Raw genomic sequence first — 22,172 nt, forward strand, 5'->3', positions numbered from 1 at the left:
GGGGGAGCGTCTGGTGAAACCAGGTGGGTATGGGGATGGTTTTTCGCCCTCTCCCCCAGGGAGAGGGGACAGTCCGGGTGCGCGGTGACGCCCGGGGACGGTTTTCCCCCTCTCCCTTGAGGGAGAGGGCCGGGGTGAGGGGGAGCGTCTGCCCTCCTTCCCCCCGTATCACCAGAATTAACGTTTGCTAATCTGATCGAAGGTGCCGCCGTTGGAGAAGTGCTCTTTCTGCGCTTTGGTCCAGCCGCCGAACTCTTCATCAATGGTGAACAGCTTCAGTTTCGGAAACGCGCTGTCATATTTCTTCGCTACCGCAGCGTCGCGAGGACGGTAGTAGTTCTTCGCGGCGATTTCCTGGCCTTCCGGCGAGTAGAGGTATTTCAGATAGGCTTCCGCCACGGCCTGAGTGCCTTTCTTCTCAACCACTTTATCCACCACGGAAACCGTCGGTTCAGCCAGAATGGATTCACTCGGCGTCACGATTTCGAACTTATCTTTACCCAGTTCATTGGTCGCCAGCAGCGCTTCGTTTTCCCATGCGATCAGCACATCGCCGATACCGCGCTCAACAAAGGTATTGGTCGAGCCACGCGCCCCGGAATCCAGCACTTCAACGTTTTTAAACAGCGACTTCACGAAATCCTGCGCTTTTGCCTGATCGCCGTTGTTATGGTGCAGCGCGTAGCCCCAGGCTGCAAGATAGTTCCAGCGTGCGCCGCCGGAGCTTTTCGGGTTCGGGGTGATGACCGACACGCCCGGTTTGACCAGATCGTTCCAGTCATGAATTTGTTTCGGGTTGCCCTTACGCACCAGGAACACGATGGTCGAGGTGTACGGCGCGGAGTTATCCGGCAGGCGCTTGATCCAGTTTTTATCAATGCGTCCGCGCTCGGCAATTGCGTCCACGTCGTAGGCCAGCGCCAGCGTCACGACGTCCGCTTCAATGCCGTTAATGACGGAAGTGGCCTGTTTGCCGGAGCCGCCGTGCGACTGACGAACCACCACGTTGTCACCGGTTTCTTTTTTCCAGTGAGCGCTGAAAGCTTTGTTGTACTCTTCGTACAGCTCGCGCGTTGGATCATAAGAAACGTTTAATAGCTGAACATCCTTAGCCAGTACGCTGGTGGTCGCCAGCAAAAGAGTTAATCCTACGCCCCACTTATTCATCGCCCACTCTCATTATGTTGTGTTGTGATGAAGTTAGCGTGCCAGAAAGCGTAACGATGATTAAAGAATAAAAAAAGATTGGCTATAACAGGAGGGAATATAGAAAGGGGATAACCCTCTCCCACACAGGGAGAGGGCCGGAAATCAGACTTCTTCCATGCGGCCCAGTAGCGCCTGCAGACGATCCTGCCAGCCCTGCTGCTGCTCACGGAGGTGATGATTTTCACGCTCCAGATCTTCACGGTTTTGCTGCGCAGAGTGAACTTCCTGTGACAGGCTGTTGTTCTTCTCTTTCAGCTCTTCGATTTCCATCTGTAACAGGGTGATGGTATCAATCGCCTGCTGTACTTTTGCTTCCAGTTTCTCAAACACTTCTAATGACATCGTCCTACCTCTCCTGAATTGCAAGGCGTTGATGGATATTATCCTCGTCCCGAACCTCGGCGACGCCTTATTGAATAAGCCTGTGACCTTAGCTCCGATTGTATGAAGCCCCGCCCCTGGTGTCCAGCGCCAACCCGCGCTGTTTGCGGATTGCGGCCATTTTCAGTCAAAACCTGATGCATCCGTCGCAAATACCCCTTAATTGTTAATCCATGAGTTAATGAAATGATTCAGCTCTCATTATTTTTCTGGCGGGAAAATACACTACATAGCGCGAAAACGCTCATTTTGTTGACGCAGCACACACATTTTGATTTCGATATTTCTCGTTTTTGTTCGTTAACGATAAATTAACATTATACATACAATGCTGTATGGTCGTCTTCGACCGTTATGCAACGATTGCTTCTCACCTTGCTTTAGGATCGGATTATGAGCCAAACAACCACCCTGAAAGGCCAGTGTATTGCAGAGTTTTTAGGCACCGGACTGCTGATTTTTTTTGGCGTCGGCTGCGTGGCCGCGTTGAAAGTGGCGGGCGCAAGCTTCGGACAATGGGAAATCAGCATCATCTGGGGTCTGGGGGTGGCGATGGCCATCTACCTGACCGCCGGGGTTTCCGGTGCGCACCTCAACCCGGCGGTGACTATCGCCCTCTGGCTGTTCGCCTGTTTTGACAAACGCAAAGTGGTGCCGTTTATCGCCGCGCAGTTCGCCGGGGCGTTCTGCTCGGCGGCGCTGGTTTACGGCCTTTACTACAATCTGTTTGCTGACTACGAACTGACGCATCATATGGTGCGCGGTAGCGTCGAAAGTCTTGATCTGGCGGGCATATTTTCGACATATCCCAACCCACATCTCAGTTTTGTGTCGGCCTTCGCAGTTGAAATGGTCATTACCGCTATTCTGATGGGCGTGATTATGGCGCTGGGAGATGACGGTAACGGCATTCCGCGCGGGCCGCTGGCGCCGCTGCTGATTGGCCTGCTGATTGCGGTTATCGGTGCTTCGATGGGACCGCTGACCGGTTTTGCCATGAACCCGGCGCGTGACCTCGGCCCGAAAACTTTCGCCTGGATCGCCGGGTGGGGTGACGTAGCCTTCACCGGCGGCAAGGATATTCCGTATTTTCTGGTGCCGCTGTTTGGCCCCATTGTGGGCGCGGCGCTGGGTGCGTTTGGCTATCGCAAACTGATTGGCCGCCACCTGCCGTGTGATATCACCGTGGCTGATGACGAGAAAGACGCCGCCACCACAACGCAAAATGCTTCGCTGTAATATGACCAGGGACTTATCACTATGACTGACAAAAAATATATCGTCGCGCTCGACCAGGGCACCACCAGCTCCCGCGCCGTTGTGATGGATCACGACGCCAATATCATTAGCGTGTCGCAGCGCGAATTCGAACAAATTTATCCGAAGCCGGGCTGGGTCGAGCATGACCCGATGGAAATCTGGGCGACGCAAAGCTCCACGCTGGTGGAAGTGCTGGCGAAGGCCGATATCAACTCCGATCAGATTGCGGCGATTGGCATCACCAACCAGCGCGAAACTGCTATTGTCTGGGAGCGCGAAACCGGCAAGCCCATCTACAATGCGATTGTCTGGCAGTGTCGCCGTACCGCTGAGATCTGCGAACAGCTCAAGCGCGATGGCATGGAAGATTACATCCGCAAATCTACCGGCCTGGTCATCGACCCGTATTTCTCCGGCACCAAAGTGAAATGGATCCTCGATCATGTTGAAGGCGCGCGCGAACGGGCGCAGCGCGGCGAACTGCTGTTCGGCACCGTCGATACCTGGCTTATCTGGAAAATGACCCAGGGCCGCGTTCACGTCACCGACTACACCAACGCCTCGCGTACCATGCTGTTCAACATTCACCAGCTGGACTGGGACGACAAAATGCTGGAAGTGCTGGATATCCCGCGCGCCATGCTGCCGACGGTGCATAAATCGTCCGAAATCTACGGCCAGACCAATATCGGCGGTAAGGGCGGCACCCGTATTCCGATCGCCGGGATCGCAGGCGATCAGCAGGCGGCGCTGTTCGGCCAGCTGTGCGTGAAACAGGGAATGGCGAAAAATACCTATGGCACCGGCTGCTTTATGCTGATGAATACCGGTGAGAAAGCGGTGGCCTCTGAACACGGCCTGCTGACCACCATCGCCTGCGGGCCGCGCGGCGAGGTCAACTACGCGCTGGAAGGCGCGGTCTTTATGGCCGGTGCGTCTATTCAGTGGCTGCGCGACGAGATGAAGCTGATCAGCGATGCTTTCGACTCGGAATACTTTGCCACCAAAGTGAAAGATACCAACGGCGTGTACGTTGTTCCGGCCTTTACCGGGCTGGGCGCGCCTTACTGGGACCCGTATGCGCGCGGCGCGATCTTCGGCCTGACGCGCGGCGTGAATTCTAACCATATTATTCGCGCCACGCTGGAATCCATCGCCTACCAGACCCGGGACGTGCTGGAAGCAATGCAGGCCGACTCCGGCATTCGTCTGCACGCCCTGCGGGTGGATGGCGGCGCGGTAGCCAATAATTTCCTGATGCAGTTCCAGTCCGACATTCTCGGCACCCGCGTGGAGCGCCCGGAAGTGCGCGAAGTCACGGCGCTGGGCGCCGCGTATCTGGCAGGTCTGGCGGTCGGTTTCTGGCAGAATCTGGATGAGTTACAGGAAAAAGCGGTCATTGAGCGCGAATTCCGCCCCGGTATTGAAACCACCGAGCGTAACTACCGTTACAGCGGCTGGAAAAAAGCGGTGAAACGCGCGATGGCGTGGGAAGAACACGACGAGTAATCCCTGTGGCGGGCGGTTCGCTGCCCGCCGTTATCGCATGGCGTTTTGGCCCGTTCTTTATGGTCACTCCCCGGCGGCGCGTGCGCCGTCACTTTCCCCCGGCAGAACGTAAAAAAATGCCTCCCGCCCTAAGCAACCGATTGCTTTTGCCTGGAAGTTGGATAAAATTCCCCCTTTTCCACCGTGGGATTGCCTCTGATGTCTGCTAACACCATCGAATCTGAAAATGCGCAACCGATTGCGCAGAATCAGAATAGCGAACTGATTTACCGTCTCGAAGATCGTCCTCCCCTGCCCCAGACCCTGTTTGCCGCCTGTCAGCACCTGCTGGCGATGTTCGTGGCAGTTATCACGCCCGCGCTGCTGATTTGTCAGGCGCTGGGATTACCGGCAGAGGACACCCAGCACATCATCAGCATGTCGCTGTTCGCCTCCGGTGTGGCATCCATCATTCAGATTAAAGCCTGGGGACCGGTCGGTTCCGGGCTGCTGTCGATTCAGGGCACCAGCTTTAACTTCGTCGCCCCGCTGATTATGGGCGGCACGGCGCTCAAAACCGGCGGCGCGGACGTTCCAACCATGATGGCCGCGCTGTTCGGCACCCTGATGCTGGCGAGCTGCACGGAAATGGTCATCTCCCGCGTTCTGCATCTGGCACGGCGCATTATCACTCCGCTGGTTTCCGGCGTGGTGGTGATGATCATCGGCCTGTCGCTGATTCAGGTCGGGCTGACGTCCATCGGCGGCGGCTTTGCGGCGATGAACGATCACACCTTCGGCGCGCCGAAAAACCTGCTGCTGGCAGGCGTCGTGCTGGCGGTGATTATTCTGCTTAACCGCCAGCGTAACCCGTATCTGCGCGTGGCATCACTGGTGATTGCGATGGCGGTGGGCTACGTGATGGCGTGGTTTATGGGAATGCTGCCCGAAGGCAATGCGCCGACCAACAGTCCGCTGATCATGGTGCCAACGCCGCTGTATTACGGGCTGGGCATCGACTGGAATCTGCTGCTGCCGCTGATGCTGGTGTTTATGATCACCTCGCTGGAAACCATCGGCGACATCACCGCCACCTCCGACGTCTCCGAGCAGCCGGTTTCCGGTCCGCTGTATATGAAGCGTCTGAAGGGCGGCGTGCTGGCGAATGGCCTGAACTCGTTCGTCTCCGCCGTATTTAACACTTTCCCGAACTCCTGCTTCGGTCAGAACAACGGCGTGATCCAGCTTACCGGGGTCGCCAGCCGCTACGTCGGCTTTGTGGTCGCGCTGATGCTGATCGTGCTGGGCCTGTTTCCGGCGGTGAGCGGCTTTGTGCAGCATATCCCGGAACCGGTACTGGGCGGCGCAACGCTGGTGATGTTCGGTACAATCGCCGCGTCCGGCGTGCGCATTGTCTCCCGCGAGCCGCTCAACCGCCGCGCGATTATGATCATTGCTCTGTCTCTGGCGGTAGGGCTTGGCGTTTCCCAACAGCCGCTGATCCTGCAATTTGCGCCAGACTGGGTGAAAAATCTGCTCTCTTCCGGCATTGCGGCAGGCGGCATCACCGCTATCGTGCTGAATCTGCTTTTCCCGCCTGAGAAAAACTAACGCTTTGCGGCAGTGGGGGCCTCCTCACTGCCGCAGTAACGCACTTTCACCATTCCTTCCTTGAGCATTTCCCTGGATTCGGGCATAACTCCTGTATGTTTATTTCTCGGGAAGGATGACCATGAAATTTCTCGGAAAACTGATCGCCTGGGTTCTGATTGCCGCGCTGGTGGTCATTATCGCGTTCTACTTCCTTGTTCAGACACGCTGGGGAGCGAAGCAGGTCGGCGAGTGGATCACCGATAACAGCGACTACCAGCTCACTTTTGACGCCATCGATCACCGTTTCTCGTCACCCTCGCATATTTTATTAAAAAATGTGACCTTTGGCCGCGACGGTAAGCCCGCCACGCTGGATGCCAAAACCGTCGATATCGGGCTGAGCAGCCGCCAGTTCACCGATCCGCTGCACGCCGACGCGATTATTTTGCAGGACGGCACCCTGAATCTCTCCCCCGCCACCGCGCCGCTGGCTGTCCGCGCGGATCGGCTTCAGCTTATTAATATGGCGTTTAACAGCCCGGAAACCGGCTGGGCGTTGAGCGCCCAGCGCGTGACCGGCGGCGTCAGTCCGTGGCTACCGGAAGCGGGTAACGTCCTCGGCAGCAAGGCCGATATTATGATGAGCGCCGGATCGCTGACCCTCAACGGCGTTCCTGCCAGCAATGTGCTGGTGCAGGGCAGCATCGACCATAACAATGTCACCCTCGGCACCATTGGCGCAGATCTGGCGCGCGGCGCATTAACCGGCAGCGCCCGGCGCAACGCCGATGGCGGCTGGATTATTGATAATCTTCAGGTCAATGATATCCGCCTGCAAAGCGATAAATCGCTGACTGACTTTTTCGCCCCGCTGACCACGTTGTCTTCTCTGCAAATCCGGCGTCTTGAAGTTACCGACGCGCAGCTTCAGGGACCGGACTGGGCGCTTATCGACCTCGATCTCAGCCTGCGCGATCTGACGTTCAGTAAAGAAGACTGGCAAAGCCAGGAAGGTAAGCTGTCGATGAACGCCAGCGAGTTTATCTACGGTTCGCTGCACTTTCTTGACCCGATCCTCAACGCCGAGTTTTCCCCGCAGGGGATGGCGCTGCGTCAGTTCACCTCGCGCTGGGAAGGCGGCATGATCCGCACCTCCGGCAACTGGCTGCGCGAAGGCAAAACGCTGGTGCTGGACGACCTCGCGCTGGCCGGGCTGGAATACACGCTGCCCGCAAACTGGAAACAGCAGTGGATGACCCAGCTACCGCCGTGGCTACAGGGCGTGACGGTGAACCGTTTTACCGCCAGCCGCAATCTGGTGATCGACATTGACCCGGCCTTTCCCTGGCAGTTGACGGCGCTGGACGGCTACGGCAGCTACCTGCAACTGGCGAAAAACCGCCAGTGGGGGATCTGGAGCGGCACCACCACGCTCAACGCCGCTGCCGGGACGTTTAACCGCGTGGACGTGCGCCGCCCGTCCATTAAGCTTGGCGCGAATGGTTCAACGATTAATATCAGTGAGTTAAGCGCGTTTACTGAGAAAGGACTGCTGGAAGCTACCGCCACGGTGTCGCAGCTTCCACAGCGCCTGCTGACGGTGAGCCTGAACGGACGCGGCGTGCCGCTGAATATCCTGCAACAGTGGGGCTGGCCCGCCCTGCCAATTTCCGGCGACGGCAACGTGCAGGTCACCGCCAGCGGAACGCTTCAGGCCGACGCACCGTTGAAACCGTCGGTGAATGGGCAGCTAAGGGCGGTGAATACCAGCAAGCAGCAGGTGACGCAGACGATGAAAGCCGGGGTGGTTTCGCAGGAGTGAATGAAGAGCCGGGTCATTCACATAACACCAGCCCTGGCACGCCCTGCTTCCTCTCTCTGATCCTCTCTCCACCATGGAGAGAGGATTCACGTTTTACAGCGTAATCGTCAGCGCATTCCCGGTGGCGGTAATCATTACGCCCCGGTCACTACTGACATGCGTTCCGCCCTGTACGCCCGCCAGCTGAGCGACGTTGCGCAGGCAAAGCGTCCAGTGACTTGCCTGGCCTTCACCCTGCACGGTGATAGCGCGGCCTTCGCGTTTCGCGGTCAGAGTAAAGATGACGGAGCCATCCGCTGCCGGAACTTCGCAGGTCGCCGCGCGCCCTTCTTCCAGATTAAACAGCTGGAAGGCGGTGCCGTCATGCCAGGCGTAATCCGGCTTCTGGTCATTGTTACCCAGCGCCAGCAGCGTGTTATCCCGCACGTAGACCGGCAGACTTAACGCATTGTGATTCTGCTTATGCCAGCGGCTGCCTGTGAGTTCATCGTTATGCCACAGGTGCGTCCAGCGGCCTTCCGGCAAATAAAACTGCACGTCGCCCGCCTCGCTGAACACCGGGGCCACCATAATGGACTCGCCGAGCATGTACTGTCTGTCCAGATAATCACACGCCGGATCCTGCGGGAACTCCAGCATCATCGCGCGCATCATCGGTGTCCCGGATGCGTTCGCGGTAGCGGCCTGACGATAGAGATACGGCATCAGGCGGCATTTTAGCTGGGTGAAGTGGCGCACCACATCGCAGGATTCATCGTCATAGGCCCACGGCACGCGGTAGGATTTACTGCCGTGCAGGCGGCTGTGGCTGGAGAGCAAGCCAAACGCGCACCAGCGTTTGTAAACGTGCGCAGGCGCGGTGTTTTCGAAACCGCCGATGTCGTGACTCCAGAATCCGAACCCGGACAGGCCAATCGACAGCCCACCGCGCAGGCTTTCGGCCATCGATTCGTAGTTGGCGTAGCAGTCGCCGCCCCAGTGTATCGGGAACTGTTGCGCACCCACCGAAGCCGAACGCGCGAACAGCACCGCCTCTTGTTCACCGACCGTATCTTTGAGCACGTTCCATACCAGTTCGTTATAGATGAACGCATAATGGTTGTGCATTTTCTGCGGATCGGAGCCGTCGAACCACTGGACATCCGTCGGAATACGCTCGCCAAAGTCGGTCTTAAAGCAGTCAACGCCGATGTCTGTTAACCCTTTCAGCTTGTCGGCATACCACTGGCAGGCGTCCGGGTTGGTGAAGTCGTAAATGGCCAGCCCCGGCTGCCATTTATCCCACTGCCACAGCGATCCGTCCGGGCGTTTGAGCAGATAGCCTTTTTCTTTCAGCTCGTTAAATACCGGCGATTTCTGGCCGATATACGGGTTAATCCACACGCAGATTTTCAGCCCTTTTTGCTTCAGGCGGCGGATCATGCCTTCCGGGTCAGGGAACGTCACCGGGTCCCAGGCAAAATCGCACCACTGGAAGGCTTTCATCCAGAAGCAGTCAAAGTGGAAGACGTGCAGCGGCAGATTACGCTCCGCCATGCCGTCGATAAAGCTGTTGACCGTCGCTTCGTCATAGTTGGTGGTGAACGAGGTGGTCAGCCACAGGCCGAATGACCAGGCGGGAGGCAGCGCCGGGCGACCGGTAAACTGCGTATAGCGGTTCAGCACCTCTTTCGGCGTCGGGCCGTCGATCACAAAATATTCCAGATGCTCGCCTTCGACGCTGAACTGTACTTTGGAGACTTTCTCCGAGCCCACTTCAAAAGAGACGCACTGGGGATGATTCACCAGCACGCCATATCCGCGATTGGTCAGGTAGAACGGGATGTTTTTATACGACTGTTCGGTACTGGTGCCGCCGTCGCGGTTCCAGGTTTCCACCGTCTGGCCGTTTTTAACCAGCGCGGTAAAGCGCTCGCCGAGACCGTAGACCGTTTCGCCGACGCCCAGATCCAGCCTTTCGAAGAGGTAATTGCGCGCGGTGTGGGTATCCTGCACGTAGCCATTATTTTTCACCTGACTGCCGGTCATGCGCACGCCGTCACGCAGAAAATCCAGCGCCCACTCTTCGCCTTTGGTAACGCGCACGCTGAGCGAGCCGCTTTTCAGCTCGGCAAATTGATCGTTGTTTTGCATCTCCACCTGAACATCTTTCAGGACGTTGAGTGGATAGTGCGGCCCTTTGTCCAGCGCGCCCTGAAAGTGCTCAATGCGCACGCCGACGATGCCTTCCTGCGGCGAGAAAAAGCGCAGCGTAAACAGCGGTGTATCCAGTTGCCCGGCGCGCTCGCGCACATCGCGCGGCGCGGCATGGATCACCATCTCATTCCCGTGCTGTTCAACGTCATAGACCTGGACAGGATGGATGACATTCAGACCCGCCTGGATTAGCCAGTTTCCGTCACTGATTTTCATAATTAGCTCCTTTAGTTCTGCAATGCTTTGCTGGTCATGACTTTCTTGTCACGACGTCCGCCCTGCGCCAGTTGCGCCAGGATGTCGTTCATTAACGGTGTTTTCAGGGAGTAAAAGCGTTTCGCGATAAGCGCGCTCAGCAGGTAGCAGACGGCTGGCACGATGGTGAACAGGGCAATAATAATGGAGATCGTAGCGCTGTTCTGGGAGGTCGCTGCGGCCTCATAGCCGCCGCCTGCCAGCATCCAGCCGATCATCGCGCCGCCCAGCGCCAGGCCCAGTTTCAGCACGAACAGCGTTCCGGCAAAGCTGATCCCGGTCAGGCGTTTGCCGTTGCACCATTCGCCATAATCAACGGTATCGGACATCATCACCCACTGGATTGGGGTGACGAGCTGGTGCAGCACGCCAATGACGAAGATAAAGGCGAACATCAGCAAACTGGCGTTCATCGGCACAAAGAACATCGCCACGCTGAACCCGGCCAGCAGGGCATTCGTCACCCAGAAGATGGTGACTTTACATGTTTTGTCGGTAAGCGGTTTCGCCAGCGCAGAACCAATCAGATTGCCGACGCAGTAGAAGGTCAGGAACCAGGTAAACAGTCCCGGCGCCCCCATGATCCAGGTGACGTAGTACATCATTGCGCCGCCGCGCACGCACACTGCGAGGATATTGAGAATGGTCAGCAGACCGACAATACGCCACTGGTCGTTTTGCCAGATATCACGCAGGTCTTCACTCATTTTCGTGGTGCCCGGTGGTGCCACCACGCGCTCTTTGGTGTTGAAGAAGCAGAACGCCAGCATCAGGAAGGCAACGACGGAGAGCACGGCAATTCCCCACTGAAAGCCGAATGCTTTATCTTCACCGCCGAGCAGTTCAACCAGCGGCATCATCAGCACGGTGGAGCACATCCCGCCCATCGTCGCCAGCACGAAGCGCCAGGACTGAAGGGAGATACGCTGCGTCGGATCGTTAGTAATCACGCCGCCCAACGCACAGTAAGGGATGTTGACCACGGTATAAAGCAGCGTCAGCAGCGTGTAAGTGACTGCGGCATAAATCATTTTCCCGTTCATGCTCAGGTCCGGCGTGCTGTAGGTCAGCACGCAGACAATGCCGAACGGCAACGCACCAAACAGCACCCACGGGCGGAACTTACCCCAGCGGCTGCGGGTACGGTCAGCAATCAGCCCCATGCAGGGGTCGGAGACTGCGTCCAGCACACGCGCCAGCAGGAACATGGTTCCGACAAAACCAGCGGGGATCCCAAAAATATCAGTGTAAAAAAACATCATAAACATCATGACGTTATCAAAAACGATATGGCTGGCGGCGTCACCCATGCCGTAACCAATTTTCTCTTTAACGGAAAGTATCTGACTTTTCATCGTTCATTCCTTGATGCCATAGAGTACTCGCGTACAGATGAGAAGCGTTTTAAACCATCCTCATCAATGGCGATATTCCGTTTTCTGGTTATCAAATTATGTTTCTTGTTTTCTGTGATCGTCGTAGGAAAAAAAATGAGGAAAACGGTAACTCACTGATTTTGTGAGGTTTTGTGCAGCGCAGAAAAGGATATGTTAAAGGAAGTGTGAAAAAAGCGTGTTGGGGGATGTGGAAACCGCAGGAAGTAGCTATAATGCGCCCGCCTCCATGTAGCAATCGAGGCGCGGAAGATCGTCGTCTCCGGTGAGGCGGCTGGACTTCAAATCCAGTTGGGACCGCCAGCGGCCCCGGGCAGGTTCGACTCCTGTGATCTTCCGCCAATTATCATCTCACCATGTCCGAAAAAGTCCTTTAAAACCAATATTTACAGCAATTTAGCGAATAACTACGTCCGTATCAGTCCGAGCGAATCTCCCTAAATCCACGAAAAATATGTATAGTGTTGTGTATAATTTTTTCATACACAGATTTTACTTATACACATGCCACTTACAGACATACAAATTCGACGCGCTAAGGCACAAGATAAGCCCTACACCCTTAATGATGGACAAGGTTTATCCTTGCTCATAAATCCCGACGGGAGCAAAGGATGGAGGTTCCGCTACCGGTTTGCAGGTAAAGCCCGGTTAATGTCATTTGGTTCCTACAGTCTCGTCTCGCTTGCAGAGGCTCGCGACAAACGCGAAACAGCACGCAAGCAGGTAGCAAATGGCATCGATCCAGTCGAAGAACGTAAAGCTCAAAAGCTGGCACAACAGCTCTCATCAGAAAATTCATTCGAAGCCATATGTCGAGAGTGGCATACAAACAAAGCCGATCGCTGGACAGTTGCCTACCGCGAAGAAATCATTAAAACATTTGAGCAAGATATTTTCCCGTTCATTGGTAAACGCCCTATCAGTGAGATCAAACCTCTAGAACTGCTTGAGGTGCTACGACGAATAGAGAAGCGTGGAGCACTAGAGAAGACACGTAAGGTGCGCCAAAGATGCGGCGAGGTATATCGCTATGCAATCATAACTGGTCGTGCTGAATACAATCCCGCACCTGATTTGGCTATCGCATTGACCGTTCCCAAGCAAAAGCACCATCCGTTTTTATCCGCCGAAGAACTACCCCATTTTGTTAGAGATCTTGAAGGGTATACCGGCAGCATCATCACGAAAAACGCGACTAAGATTGTTATGCTAACTGGCGTAAGAACTCAGGAGATGCGCTTTGCTACGTGGGAAGAGGTTGACCTCGAGAAAGGTATATGGGAAATCCCAGCAGAACGGATGAAAATGCGTAGGCCTCACATTGTTCCTTTATCGATTCAGGTAGTTGATCTATTTAAGCAACTCAAACCAATTACCGCCCATTACCCTTATATCTTCGTAGGTAGGAATAACCGCAGCAAACCGATCTCGAAAGAAAGTATTTCACAAGTGATTGAGTTACTTGGTTACAAAGGGCGTGCTACAGGTCACGGTTTTCGCCATACCATGTCGACAATATTGCATGAACAGGGATTTGATAGTGCTTGGATTGAAATGCAATTGGCGCATGTTGATAAAAACAGTATTCGTGGCACATATAACCATGCATTGTATTTGAAAGGTCGAAAGGAAATGCTATGTTGGTATGCCAACATTTTGTATCCCCTTGTATAAAGTAATACAAGTGCGGTAGCGTTGACTCCTCCAAGATAATGATACGTGATAACATAACAATATTATGCGGAATATACTATGACTAACACAGTTGAAGCTATTTTGTTTGATTTAGATAATACATTGGTAAATACCAATTCATTAAAGGAGTATAGGGAAAGTACAAATAAACAGCCCTTGACTGATGAACAACTATCAACGACTAAATTGTATCCTAAAACAAAATCAATATTGGAGCAATTAAAGCAAAGTAATATTACTTTAGGGATCGTTACTAACTCACCTAGAAAATATGCACTTGATATACTTGATCATCATAGTATTAAAGACTATTTTGACACAATAGTAACTTATAATGAAGTTGGTCATGATGGGATAAAACCATCGCCACAAGGAATAAATTTAGCTTTATCCAATCTGAAGTTAAATAATAGTAACAATATACTATTTATAGGTGATGATGCCAAAGACATTAATGCGTCGTATGCTGCTGGAATAAAACCTTTAGCTCCAGCTTGGGCCTCTAAAGAGTTTATTGGTCAAATGCCAGCGGCTATGATTAGTACCCAATGCCTTACAGAGGAAATCAGTAATTATAATCACATTGATTTGATTGCAGATAGATGTGCAAACTTTAATACTTTCGATATAGATAAAAAGTGGTTGTTCTTCATACCCATGAACAAAGATGGTAAAATTGGTGCCATCAAAAAGAATGAAATTGAATTCATTTGCTTAGGTCGCTATTTTAGTCAAAAGAATAAATTGACAGCAAAAATTCATGAGCAACATACTCTTTCAAAAGAAATATATAAGAAAGAAACTGACCCAAAATATGTAGCCCCAGAATATTGGGTAGAACTTCTTTCATTCTTTGTAGAAAAAACCCCAGAGTATTTATTTGATGAAAGAGAAACTTTTGACATTGTTACCGTCATTCCAGCTAAGAAGGGTAACAATAGACGCCTAGAAAATTTACTCAATCGAATAAGTCGTCATTCAAAAAACCATAAAACTGCTTACATACCCGATCTCTTTAATTTTTCAGAAGGTGCTCAGAGTTTAAAAACATTAGGGAGAGATGAACGTGAGCATGAGATTAATAAAAATCTGAATTTCAACTCTAAATACGCATCAATAATCAGAAATGCGAAAATATTAATCATTGATGATGTTATTACGACCGGCTCAACTTTGAAAGGGGCCAAGTTACTCTTAGAACAAATGCAGCCTCAGAGAGTGTTATCAATTGCGTTAGCAAAAACAGTTAGCATTAGCGAAGAAATGCAGTTTTGCGATAAATGTGGCAGGCTAATGCGCGTACGAAGAAATGCAAAAACTGGTGAGCATTTCATGGGTTGTACAGGATTCTTCGAAAACCCTCAGTGTCGACACACCATGAGTATTCCTTAATTTTCCTAAGGTAAGATTATTCCCTATCTTTTATTGATACTTCCTTTGCTGAAAGATAGGGGATATAATATATTTATATTGGCGATTTACTTTAAGGGTGCTGAATGAAAACTGTATCAAATGATACACAAAAGCTTTTAGCAATTAAATTCCTCAAGGGTATTGGTGAAAAAACCATTTCATCACTTTCAACCATGCGGAATTTTTCTGAAATGTCGATACATGACATATTGAAACTATCTCTAAACAAAAAAGATAATTATAGTATTACGGATATAAATGAAGCATCAGAGTTGGCGCAGCAGCAAATTAATATCGCTGATAAAAATGGCCATGTGATAATTTCTTTCTTCGATGACTCATACTCTCTAAATCTCAAAAATGCCGGGTACTCTGCTCCAATATTGTTCTGTAATGGTAATATAAAGTGTCTCAGTGAAGATAATCTAACCATTATCGGTACAAGGGAACCAACTAAACACGGAGAAATTATTGCCGAAAAAATCACTAGTTGGTTTGTTAAAAAGGGTTGGAATATTGTAAGTGGCTTAGCCTTTGGTGTTGATAGTATTGCACATTCTGCATGTATTGAAAGTAATGGTAAGACAATCTCTGTATTGGCTCATGGTCTCGAGAAAATTTACCCTGCTAAAAACAAAGATCTAGCAAAGCGTATTGTTGATAAAGGTGGATTGTTAGTTTCTGAGTATCCATACAACTCTTATGTAGGGCGCTCCAATTTTGTCCAAAGAGATACTATTCAAGCTGCTATTTCAACTGCTGTGATTTTAATACAAACAGGCATACCCGGTGGTAGCCTTCATGCATCTAGAGCATCGTTACAATTTGGAAGACCTCTAATTGTTGCTGGGCAATCTAAAAGTGACATTATGAATAGAGAAGATAAAGCCATTGGAAATGACGCTCTTATTAATTCTAGCTATGAAGATATTAGGAAGATGTTGAAAATTAATGATTTCAATAAAGACCTTCTACTTCCCTTAGTGAATAGAAATCATTATGAGTCAATAGAAAGTAAATTGCGGACCATGTCAAAAATAAATTGCAGTCCTGATAATATATTAAACAGTAATATGGATTTAAATTTCTGATCTTACGATATTAATAATACAAACAATCACTGATATATATTTAATTTAGCCGCTAATATAGCGGCTTTTTTATTTATGGTACTAAGCAATTCACAATATTTAAAATTGCATAAACTTTAATTGTGCTCTCTCATGCCGTTTGTGGTGTATGTCATAGTGATCAACTCTGAAGGAAATATTTAAAAGCCCCAACAGCGCGCAATGCTCTCCCCGCCACGCCTGCCCGCTTGAGGGGGCGTTTTTAATGCAGGTGCATGAAACGCCGCAGGCCGCGCCGGTGCTGGCGTGGCGGGAGATAAAAAATACGGGGATTTGCATGCAAAATCATGCACCCTGTGAATGCATGACTTTTTTCGGTAAAAATGGCGGGATTTTTCGGTTTTTTGTGACGGGCTACTGTGCGGTTAATTCAGCCCGGCGGCGGGCATAAATCATATGCTGCGCCGGGGTGTATCGTTCCTGACTGTCAGTTCGCGAGGCCGCGTCGGGCCTCAGTCCGATGGCCGTTAAAATCGCGGCATCCTGTTCGCAGTAAGCCGGTTTTTTTCCGCCCGCAAGCCAGAGAGAAAGTGCCTCACGCAGATAAATCACTGACCGGTCGACGGCACGGTCCTTTACGGTGCCGGTCTGTCCTGCAACGGCCATCAGTTCGGGGGCGAAAATGGATGCCAGCGTGTCGCCGTGCTGCTGCATGAATTCATCCAGCCGGTCGCGGATACTGATATGCTGCACCGCCTCGTGCGAGCGGATATAGCGTACGGCGGCCCCGTTAATTTCCCATTTTTTGATGTCGATAATCTCACGCAGTTCCTGCAAACGCCCGTCGGGGTGGTCAGTGCCTGCCGTGGTCTGTTCGCGGTATTCCTGTTCGGCGGCGGCCAGCGCTGCCTTGTGGTTCAGCCAGGCGGATTTGTTGGTTTCACAGGCGTCATACGCCTGTTTCAGGGTCAGGGTGGTCATGATGCACTCCGGGATTAGTAAAAACGCTGTTTTCGGGTTTTGTCGGACTCGGTCACAATAAACGTATCTTCCGCGAGGTCGGTTTCCGCCGGGGACTGGATAATTTTGTCCACCGACTCCATCGCCCGGAATGAGGCCGAGCAGACAACGCTCGTGCACTGGTAATAAATCTGCTTCACCGTTTCCGACAGATAGCGACTGGTGCGGGTGTGGGCTGCACTTTTGCAGAAGGGGCAGTGCATCATGACATCAGCCCCCGCGCTTTCAGGTCAGCCTCACGCTCGCGCATCTCCCTGAAGAACTTCTGACGACTGCCGGATGTCGAGCCTGTGTGGTGGTTCATGTGCGGCAGGGTTTCAGCCGACAGCCCTGCCCGGAAAAGGACCGGCTCGTCGTTCAGGCGGATATGACAGTTTTTTACCGCCTCCTTAAGCCATGCCGTCACCTCCTGCATTACTTCCTCATCCGGCTCCACATAGCCTGTGGCAATCTCATTCTGTCGTTCGAGCACGCCGCCGCGCGCCAGAATTTTCAGCTTCATCGCCCGGACCAGCGTCCCGCACGAATCCCGCAGCGCTGCATCGAATTCATGCCCGGCATACAGGGTCAGGGTGTGGCGGTGCGCCTGGCGGTATTTATTGGCCGTGCTGTTACAGGACGCCTTAAGTTTGTCCCGCTCAAAATTCAGGACTTCGGTCATGGCGTCACACTCCTGCGCCAGTTCACGGGAGGCAACGCGCATCAGGTGGCGGTTTTTCAGCTCGTCGGACAGGACAGCCCCGGCGGCGCGAAAGGCCTTTCGCCATGCGGCGGTGTCACTTTCGCTCTCCAGCTCCAGCCCGGCTTTCTGTTCAGCGGTGCGGGCAATCGCCGCGATGGTGTCGTCCATTCTGCGGGCTTCAGCAAGGTGGGCGGCGCGGGCAGTATCAAGCTGCTCAAAAGCCGGTTTCAGGCAGTCAGGAATGGTGGTGGCGGTCATGGTGGTTCTCCTCAGTATGTTCTGTGGAGACAATTCTGCCGTGCCGGGCACAACAGGGCGATTCATTGCAGTTGTGGCACATTCCACACAAACAGCCCCTTAAACCCGGCTTGCCAGAGAAAGGGTGCAGGTAAACCCCCTTTACCGTTTGTTTTTTACTTATAACTGTTCACTACTGTTCACTGGAAATAAAAAGATAGTTAATACAGTAAGTTAAAGAGTGAACAGTTGGGAAAAGAGTGTTCACCGACTGTTCACAAGTGTTCACGCAGTGCTTTTTTATACCGACACCGTGCTTAGACCTTTTTTAGATAAAAACCTGGATATGTATAAATAAAAGAAATAGATTCTTTGCCATGGGATTATCAAAGATTGTCAGTGATTGTCATCGTTTGCCACTGTTTGCCATCTGATTGTTAACGGGTTGTTGTGTGGTGACTCACGGCAAAAAGACTTGTTGCCCTGAGAGAAAATATTCACAAAATAGAGAGCTACCCGAGGCCGGACGGACACGACCGGCACTGTATGGACTTTATGAGGTAGCCCGATGCACACCGCTTTTTCTTCCCCGTCTTCCGCCCCTGCCGCCCCGCTGATGCCGGTGTCTGACGCCGCTCAGGAGCGCTTTCTGCGCCTGCCCGAGGTGATGCACCTCTGCGGCCTGTCACGCTCCACGGTGTACGACCTCATCAGCCGCAGCGCCTTTCCGCAGCAGGTTTCCCTCGGCGGGAAAAACGTGGCGTGGCTGCACTCTGAAATCACCGCGTGGATGAGTGACCGCATTGCCGCCCGTAACCGGGGCTGTGACGCATGATGATGGCTGCTCAGCAAAAAGCCCCTTTTTCTGGCTTGCTTCTTCCGCCCGTTTCCAGGTATAGTTTTCCCGCTGTCGCAAAATCGGCAGCCGGGCGTGAGAACCCGAGTTTAACTATGGCGACATCAGACGCGCCTTGCGTCTTTTTTTATGTCTATGCCTATGCGCTCCCATTCTTTAGGCAACGGTTCTTTGCCCGTTGCGCTATCAGAGTTATGGTGGCTCAGGCGGGGCAGCTTTCGGGCTGGCCGGTTTCCATAGTTGCCGGTTTCTCACCCCCGTCTGGGCTACCACCATTGCGTGAGAACTCCGGTGGTAGCTGTAACAAGCTAACTATGGAGGTTGCCCCTATGGCTACGACCCTCACCCTGTCTCATCCGCAGTTTGTCTTTGTGTTTGCCGCCGTCCGCCGCGCAGACCGTCAGCCCCATATCCTTATGCTCCGCACCGTTGCCGGTGACGAGCGCGCCGCCCGCCGCACCCTTGTCCGTGACTATGTACTGTCCCTTGCGGCCCGCCTGCCGGTGGAGGTGTGCGCATGAAACAGCCCGCCATCACCCTGAAAGACCTCGAATGCCTTGAGCACCTGCGCAACCTCGGCCAGCTCGTAACCGACATGGCGCAGGTGCAGGACTGCACAAGCCTGCGCCGCAGCCCGGCGCAGCATTTACAGCTCACCTCCGTGATTTACCTCATGACCGCCCAGCTCGACGGCGTGGTCGGCCGGTGCAGTCACCAGTGGCTTAACGGGGAGGCTGACGCATGAACCAGACCCTTACCCCCGTCCTGCGCATCGCGCTTTACCGCCGGGCCGTGGCCTGTGCCTGGCTGAATGCGTGCGAGCGCCAGCACCGCTATCCGCACCTCACCCTTGAGACGGTGGAGAATGCCATCGCCGCACAGCTTGAGGGCTTCTACCTGCGCCGGCACGGCGAAGAGAAAGGCCGCCTGATTGCCTGCGCACTGCTGGAAGACTTAATGCAGGCCGGGCCGCTTAAGGCCGCCCCGGCGCTGACCTTTCTCGGCCTCGCCGTGATGGATGAACTCTGCACCCGCCATATCGCAACGCCTGTCCTGCACTGAGGGAAAACACCATGAAAATGAACGTAACGGAAACCGTGAAACAGGCGTGCGGCCACTGGCCGCGCATTCTCCCGGCGCTGGGGGTGAAGGTGATTAAAAACCGTCATCAGCCGTGTCCGGTGTGCGGGGGCTCAGACCGCTTTCGCTTTGACGATAAGGAAGGACGCGGGACGTGGTTCTGTAACCAGTGCGGCGCGGGCGACGGGCTTAAGCTGGTTGAAAAAGTCTTCGGCGTCTCGGCCTCAGAGGCGGCCGGAAAAGTCAGCGCCCTGACCGGCAGCCTGCCGCCGGTGGCAGCGCAAACCCTGAGCGAAGCGGAACAGGCTGAAACGGCGGCCAGCCGTGCGGCGGCGTCCCGGCTTGCCACCTCATTACTGGAAAAAGCCCGCACCGGCACCGGCAACGCCTACCTCGCACGCAAGGGCTTTCCCGCCCGCGAGTGCCTGATGCTGACCGCCCCGCACAAAACCGGAGGCGTGGCGTACCATTCCGGCGATATGGTGGTGCCGCTGCATGATGCCGCCGGGACGCTGGTCAATCTCCAGCTTATTAACGCAGACGGCCTGAAACGCACCCTGAAAGGCGGACAGGTCAGGGAAACCTGTCACACCCTTGAAGGAAAAAAACAGGCCGGAAAACGGCTGTGGATAGCGGAGGGGTATGCGACCGGACTTACCGTGCATCACCTGACCGGGGAAACCGTAATGGTGGCGCTGTCCTCCGTAAACCTTCTTTCTCTGGCGAGCCTTACCCGGCAAAAGCATCCGGCCTGTCAGATTATCCTCGCCGCCGACCGCGACCTCAGCGGCAACGGCCAGACCAAAGCTGTGGCGGCCGCAGAAGCCTGTGAAGGGACTGTGGCCCTGCCGCCGGTATTCGGCGACTGGAATGATGCGTTTACGCAACAGGGGGAGGACGTCACGCGCCGGGCGATTTATGATGCCATTAAACCGCCTGTTGCCAGTCCGTTCGACACCATGAGCGAGGCGGAGTTTACCGCCATGAGTACCAGTGAAAAGGCGATGCGGGTGCATGAGCACTACGGCGAAGCGCTGGCCGTGGATGCAAACGGCCAGCTCCTCTCCCGATATGAACACGGCATCTGGAAAATCATTCCGCCGTCGGACTTTGCCCGCGACGTGGCCGGGCTGTTCCAGCGCCTGCGCGCCCCGTTCTCGTCCGGGAAAATTGCCTCACTGGTCGACACCCTGAAACTGATAATCCCGCAGCAGGCCGCCCCGGCGCGGCGGCTGATTGGCTTTCGCAACGGCGTGCTGGACACGAATACCGGTATATTCGCCCCTCACCACAAATCGCACTGGCTGCGCACGCTGTGTGATGTCGATTTCACCCCGCCGGTGGAGGGCGAAACGCTGGAAACCCATGCCCCGAACTTCTGGCGCTGGCTTGACCGTGCCGCCGGTGGCCGTCAGGACAAACGTGATGTGATACTCGCCGCCCTGTTTATGGTGCTGGCGAACCGCTACGACTGGCAGCTCTTTCTCGAAGTCACCGGCCCCGGCGGCAGCGGGAAAAGTATTCTGGCCGAAATTGCGACGATGCTCGCCGGAGAAGATAATGCCACTTCGGCCAGTATCGAGACACTGGAGTCGCCCCGCGAGCGCGCGGCCCTTATCGGCTTCTCGCTGATACGTCTGCCTGACCAGGAGAAATGGAGCGGTGACGGGGCAGGCCTCAAGGCCATCACCGGCGGCGATGCTGTCTCGGTCGACCCGAAATACCGCGACGCCTACTCGGCCCATATTCCGGCGGTGATTCTGGCCGTGAACAACAATCCGATGCGCTTCACTGACCGCAGCGGCGGCGTGTCCCGTCGCCGGGTGATTATTCACTTCCCGGAGCAGATAGCCCCGGCCGAGCGCGACCCGCAGCTTAAGGATAAAATTGCCCGCGAGCTGGCCGTCATCGTCCGCCAGCTTATGCAGCAGTTCAGCGACCCGATGAGCGCCCGGACGCTGCTCCAGTCGCAGCAGAACTCCGACGAGGCACTCAGCATCAAGCGTGACGCTGACCCGGCTTTTGATTTCTGTGGCTATCTGGAGGCACTGCCGGATGCTGACGGGATGTATATGGGGAATGCCAACATCGTCCCGCGTCAGCCGCGACTTTATCTGTATCACGCCTATCTGGTCTACATGGAAGCGCACGGGTATAAAAACACCCTCAGCCTGACGATGTTCGGGAAGGGACTGTCGGCCATGCTGAAAGAGTACGGCATGCATTATGACAAACGCCGGACAAATCAAGGGATGCAGACCAACCTCGCACTGAGGGAGGAAAGCAACGGCGACTGGCTGCCGAAATGCGACGACCCCGCCACAACATAATCCACTCAGACCGGCAGCCGCCGGTCTTTTTTATCTCCCGCCCCCGCCATGTGAACAGTGTAGTGTTCACTGTTCACCAGGTATTCACAACTTAACACACTGTTTTTAATTAATAAAAAGCACGAGTGAACAGTGTGAACAGTTTTTCCGAAAAAACTTTTTACCCTCAAAAATTATCAGACCACTCA

General features: G+C 53.8%; 19 protein-coding genes and 1 tRNA gene. 13 read left to right on the plus strand and 7 right to left on the minus strand.

All coding sequences use genetic code 11. The features are described 5' to 3' along the window. Nucleotides 1-177 precede the first annotated feature (177 nt). Together RT197_RS20920 and zapB are read right to left on the minus strand one after the other, a co-directional pair. Nucleotides 178-1,167: a sulfate ABC transporter substrate-binding protein gene (locus RT197_RS20920; protein ID WP_312953120.1), complete on the minus strand. Its 990-nt coding sequence runs from the start codon at nt 1,165-1,167 to the stop codon at nt 178-180. Between the two features lie 144 nt (nt 1,168-1,311). After that, nucleotides 1,312-1,551 (minus strand): septal ring assembly protein ZapB, encoded by a 240-nt coding sequence (zapB, locus tag RT197_RS20925; protein WP_312953122.1) that lies wholly within the window; start codon nt 1,549-1,551, stop codon nt 1,312-1,314. A 432-nt stretch (nt 1,552-1,983) separates the two neighbouring features. Here zapB and RT197_RS20930 point away from each other — a divergent pair, with 432 nt between their 5' ends. The 4 genes from RT197_RS20930 (at nt 1,984) to RT197_RS20945 (ending at nt 7,753) form a co-directional block, all read left to right on the plus strand. Continuing rightward, complete coding sequence (locus RT197_RS20930; RefSeq protein WP_312953124.1) at nt 1,984-2,829, plus strand: MIP/aquaporin family protein; 846 nt, start codon at nt 1,984-1,986, stop codon at nt 2,827-2,829. Nucleotides 2,830-2,850: 21 nt separating this feature from the next. Then, nucleotides 2,851-4,359: a glycerol kinase GlpK gene (glpK, locus tag RT197_RS20935; protein WP_312953125.1), complete on the plus strand. Its 1,509-nt coding sequence runs from the start codon at nt 2,851-2,853 to the stop codon at nt 4,357-4,359. Between the two features lie 198 nt (nt 4,360-4,557). Further along, entirely contained in the window at nt 4,558-5,949 is a 1,392-nt protein-coding gene (gene xanP, locus RT197_RS20940; protein WP_312953126.1) for a xanthine/proton symporter XanP, read from the plus strand. A gap of 121 nt (nt 5,950-6,070) precedes the next feature. Next, nucleotides 6,071-7,753, plus strand: a complete 1,683-nt coding sequence (locus RT197_RS20945) for an AsmA family protein (RefSeq protein ID WP_312953127.1) — start codon at nt 6,071-6,073, stop codon at nt 7,751-7,753. Nucleotides 7,754-7,846: 93 nt separating this feature from the next. Here RT197_RS20945 and yicI read toward each other — a convergent pair whose 3' ends face one another. Next, nucleotides 7,847-10,165 (minus strand): alpha-xylosidase, encoded by a 2,319-nt coding sequence (yicI, locus tag RT197_RS20950; protein ID WP_312953128.1) that lies wholly within the window; start codon nt 10,163-10,165, stop codon nt 7,847-7,849. An 11-nt stretch (nt 10,166-10,176) separates the two neighbouring features. Then, nucleotides 10,177-11,559 carry a glycoside-pentoside-hexuronide family transporter gene (locus tag RT197_RS20955; RefSeq protein ID WP_312953130.1) on the minus strand — a complete coding sequence of 461 codons (1,383 nt, stop codon included), beginning with the start codon at nt 11,557-11,559 and terminating at the stop codon, nt 10,177-10,179. Nucleotides 11,560-11,845: 286 nt separating this feature from the next. Here RT197_RS20955 and RT197_RS20960 point away from each other — a divergent pair. The 4 genes from RT197_RS20960 (at nt 11,846) to RT197_RS20975 (ending at nt 15,800) form a co-directional block, all read left to right on the plus strand. Beyond that, a tRNA-Sec gene (locus RT197_RS20960) sits at nt 11,846-11,940 on the plus strand. A 162-nt stretch (nt 11,941-12,102) separates the two neighbouring features. Beyond that, complete coding sequence (locus RT197_RS20965) at nt 12,103-13,275, plus strand: phage integrase central domain-containing protein (protein WP_312953131.1); 1,173 nt, start codon at nt 12,103-12,105, stop codon at nt 13,273-13,275. Between the two features lie 78 nt (nt 13,276-13,353). Beyond that, on the plus strand, nt 13,354-14,688 hold the full coding sequence (locus tag RT197_RS20970) for an HAD-IA family hydrolase (RefSeq protein ID WP_312953132.1): 1,335 nt from the start codon (nt 13,354-13,356) through the stop codon (nt 14,686-14,688). A 104-nt stretch (nt 14,689-14,792) separates the two neighbouring features. After that, a complete protein-coding gene (locus RT197_RS20975; RefSeq protein ID WP_312953133.1) occupies nt 14,793-15,800 on the plus strand; it encodes a DNA-processing protein DprA in 1,008 nt (335 codons plus the stop codon). Between the two features lie 393 nt (nt 15,801-16,193). Here the strand turns inward: RT197_RS20975 and RT197_RS20980 are convergent, their stop codons facing one another. From RT197_RS20980 to RT197_RS20990, 3 genes are read right to left on the minus strand one after another with little or no spacing between them, the layout of a single operon-like run. Continuing rightward, a complete protein-coding gene (locus RT197_RS20980; protein ID WP_312953134.1) occupies nt 16,194-16,760 on the minus strand; it encodes a phage polarity suppression protein in 567 nt (188 codons plus the stop codon). A gap of 14 nt (nt 16,761-16,774) precedes the next feature. Then, nucleotides 16,775-17,005: an ogr/Delta-like zinc finger family protein gene (locus RT197_RS20985; RefSeq protein ID WP_282473628.1), complete on the minus strand. Its 231-nt coding sequence runs from the start codon at nt 17,003-17,005 to the stop codon at nt 16,775-16,777. After that, nucleotides 17,002-17,739: a glycoprotein 3 gene (locus RT197_RS20990; protein ID WP_312953137.1), complete on the minus strand. Its 738-nt coding sequence runs from the start codon at nt 17,737-17,739 to the stop codon at nt 17,002-17,004. The genes RT197_RS20985 and RT197_RS20990 overlap by 4 nt, the downstream gene beginning before the upstream one ends. A 547-nt stretch (nt 17,740-18,286) precedes the next feature. Here RT197_RS20990 and RT197_RS20995 point away from each other — a divergent pair. From RT197_RS20995 to RT197_RS21015, 5 genes are read left to right on the plus strand one after another with little or no spacing between them, the layout of a single operon-like run. Continuing rightward, nucleotides 18,287-18,553, plus strand: coding sequence for an AlpA family transcriptional regulator (locus RT197_RS20995; RefSeq protein ID WP_312953139.1), 267 nt, complete (start codon nt 18,287-18,289; stop codon nt 18,551-18,553). Further along, nucleotides 18,550-19,095 carry a host cell division inhibitor Icd-like protein gene (locus tag RT197_RS21000; protein ID WP_312953141.1) on the plus strand — a complete coding sequence of 182 codons (546 nt, stop codon included), beginning with the start codon at nt 18,550-18,552 and terminating at the stop codon, nt 19,093-19,095. The genes RT197_RS20995 and RT197_RS21000 overlap by 4 nt, the downstream gene beginning before the upstream one ends. Further along, nucleotides 19,092-19,319, plus strand: coding sequence for a hypothetical protein (locus RT197_RS21005; protein ID WP_312953143.1), 228 nt, complete (start codon nt 19,092-19,094; stop codon nt 19,317-19,319). The genes RT197_RS21000 and RT197_RS21005 overlap by 4 nt, the downstream gene beginning before the upstream one ends. Then, nucleotides 19,316-19,636 carry a DUF5375 family protein gene (locus RT197_RS21010; RefSeq protein ID WP_312953145.1) on the plus strand — a complete coding sequence of 107 codons (321 nt, stop codon included), beginning with the start codon at nt 19,316-19,318 and terminating at the stop codon, nt 19,634-19,636. The genes RT197_RS21005 and RT197_RS21010 overlap by 4 nt, the downstream gene beginning before the upstream one ends. A gap of 11 nt (nt 19,637-19,647) precedes the next feature. Then, a complete protein-coding gene (locus tag RT197_RS21015) occupies nt 19,648-21,984 on the plus strand; it encodes a primase-helicase zinc-binding domain-containing protein (RefSeq protein WP_312953147.1) in 2,337 nt (778 codons plus the stop codon). Nucleotides 21,985-22,172: the final 188 nt, after the last annotated feature.

Origin of the sequence: Superficieibacter sp., from assembly GCF_032071645.1 — a bacterium.
Lineage (GTDB): Bacteria > Pseudomonadota > Gammaproteobacteria > Enterobacterales > Enterobacteriaceae > Superficieibacter.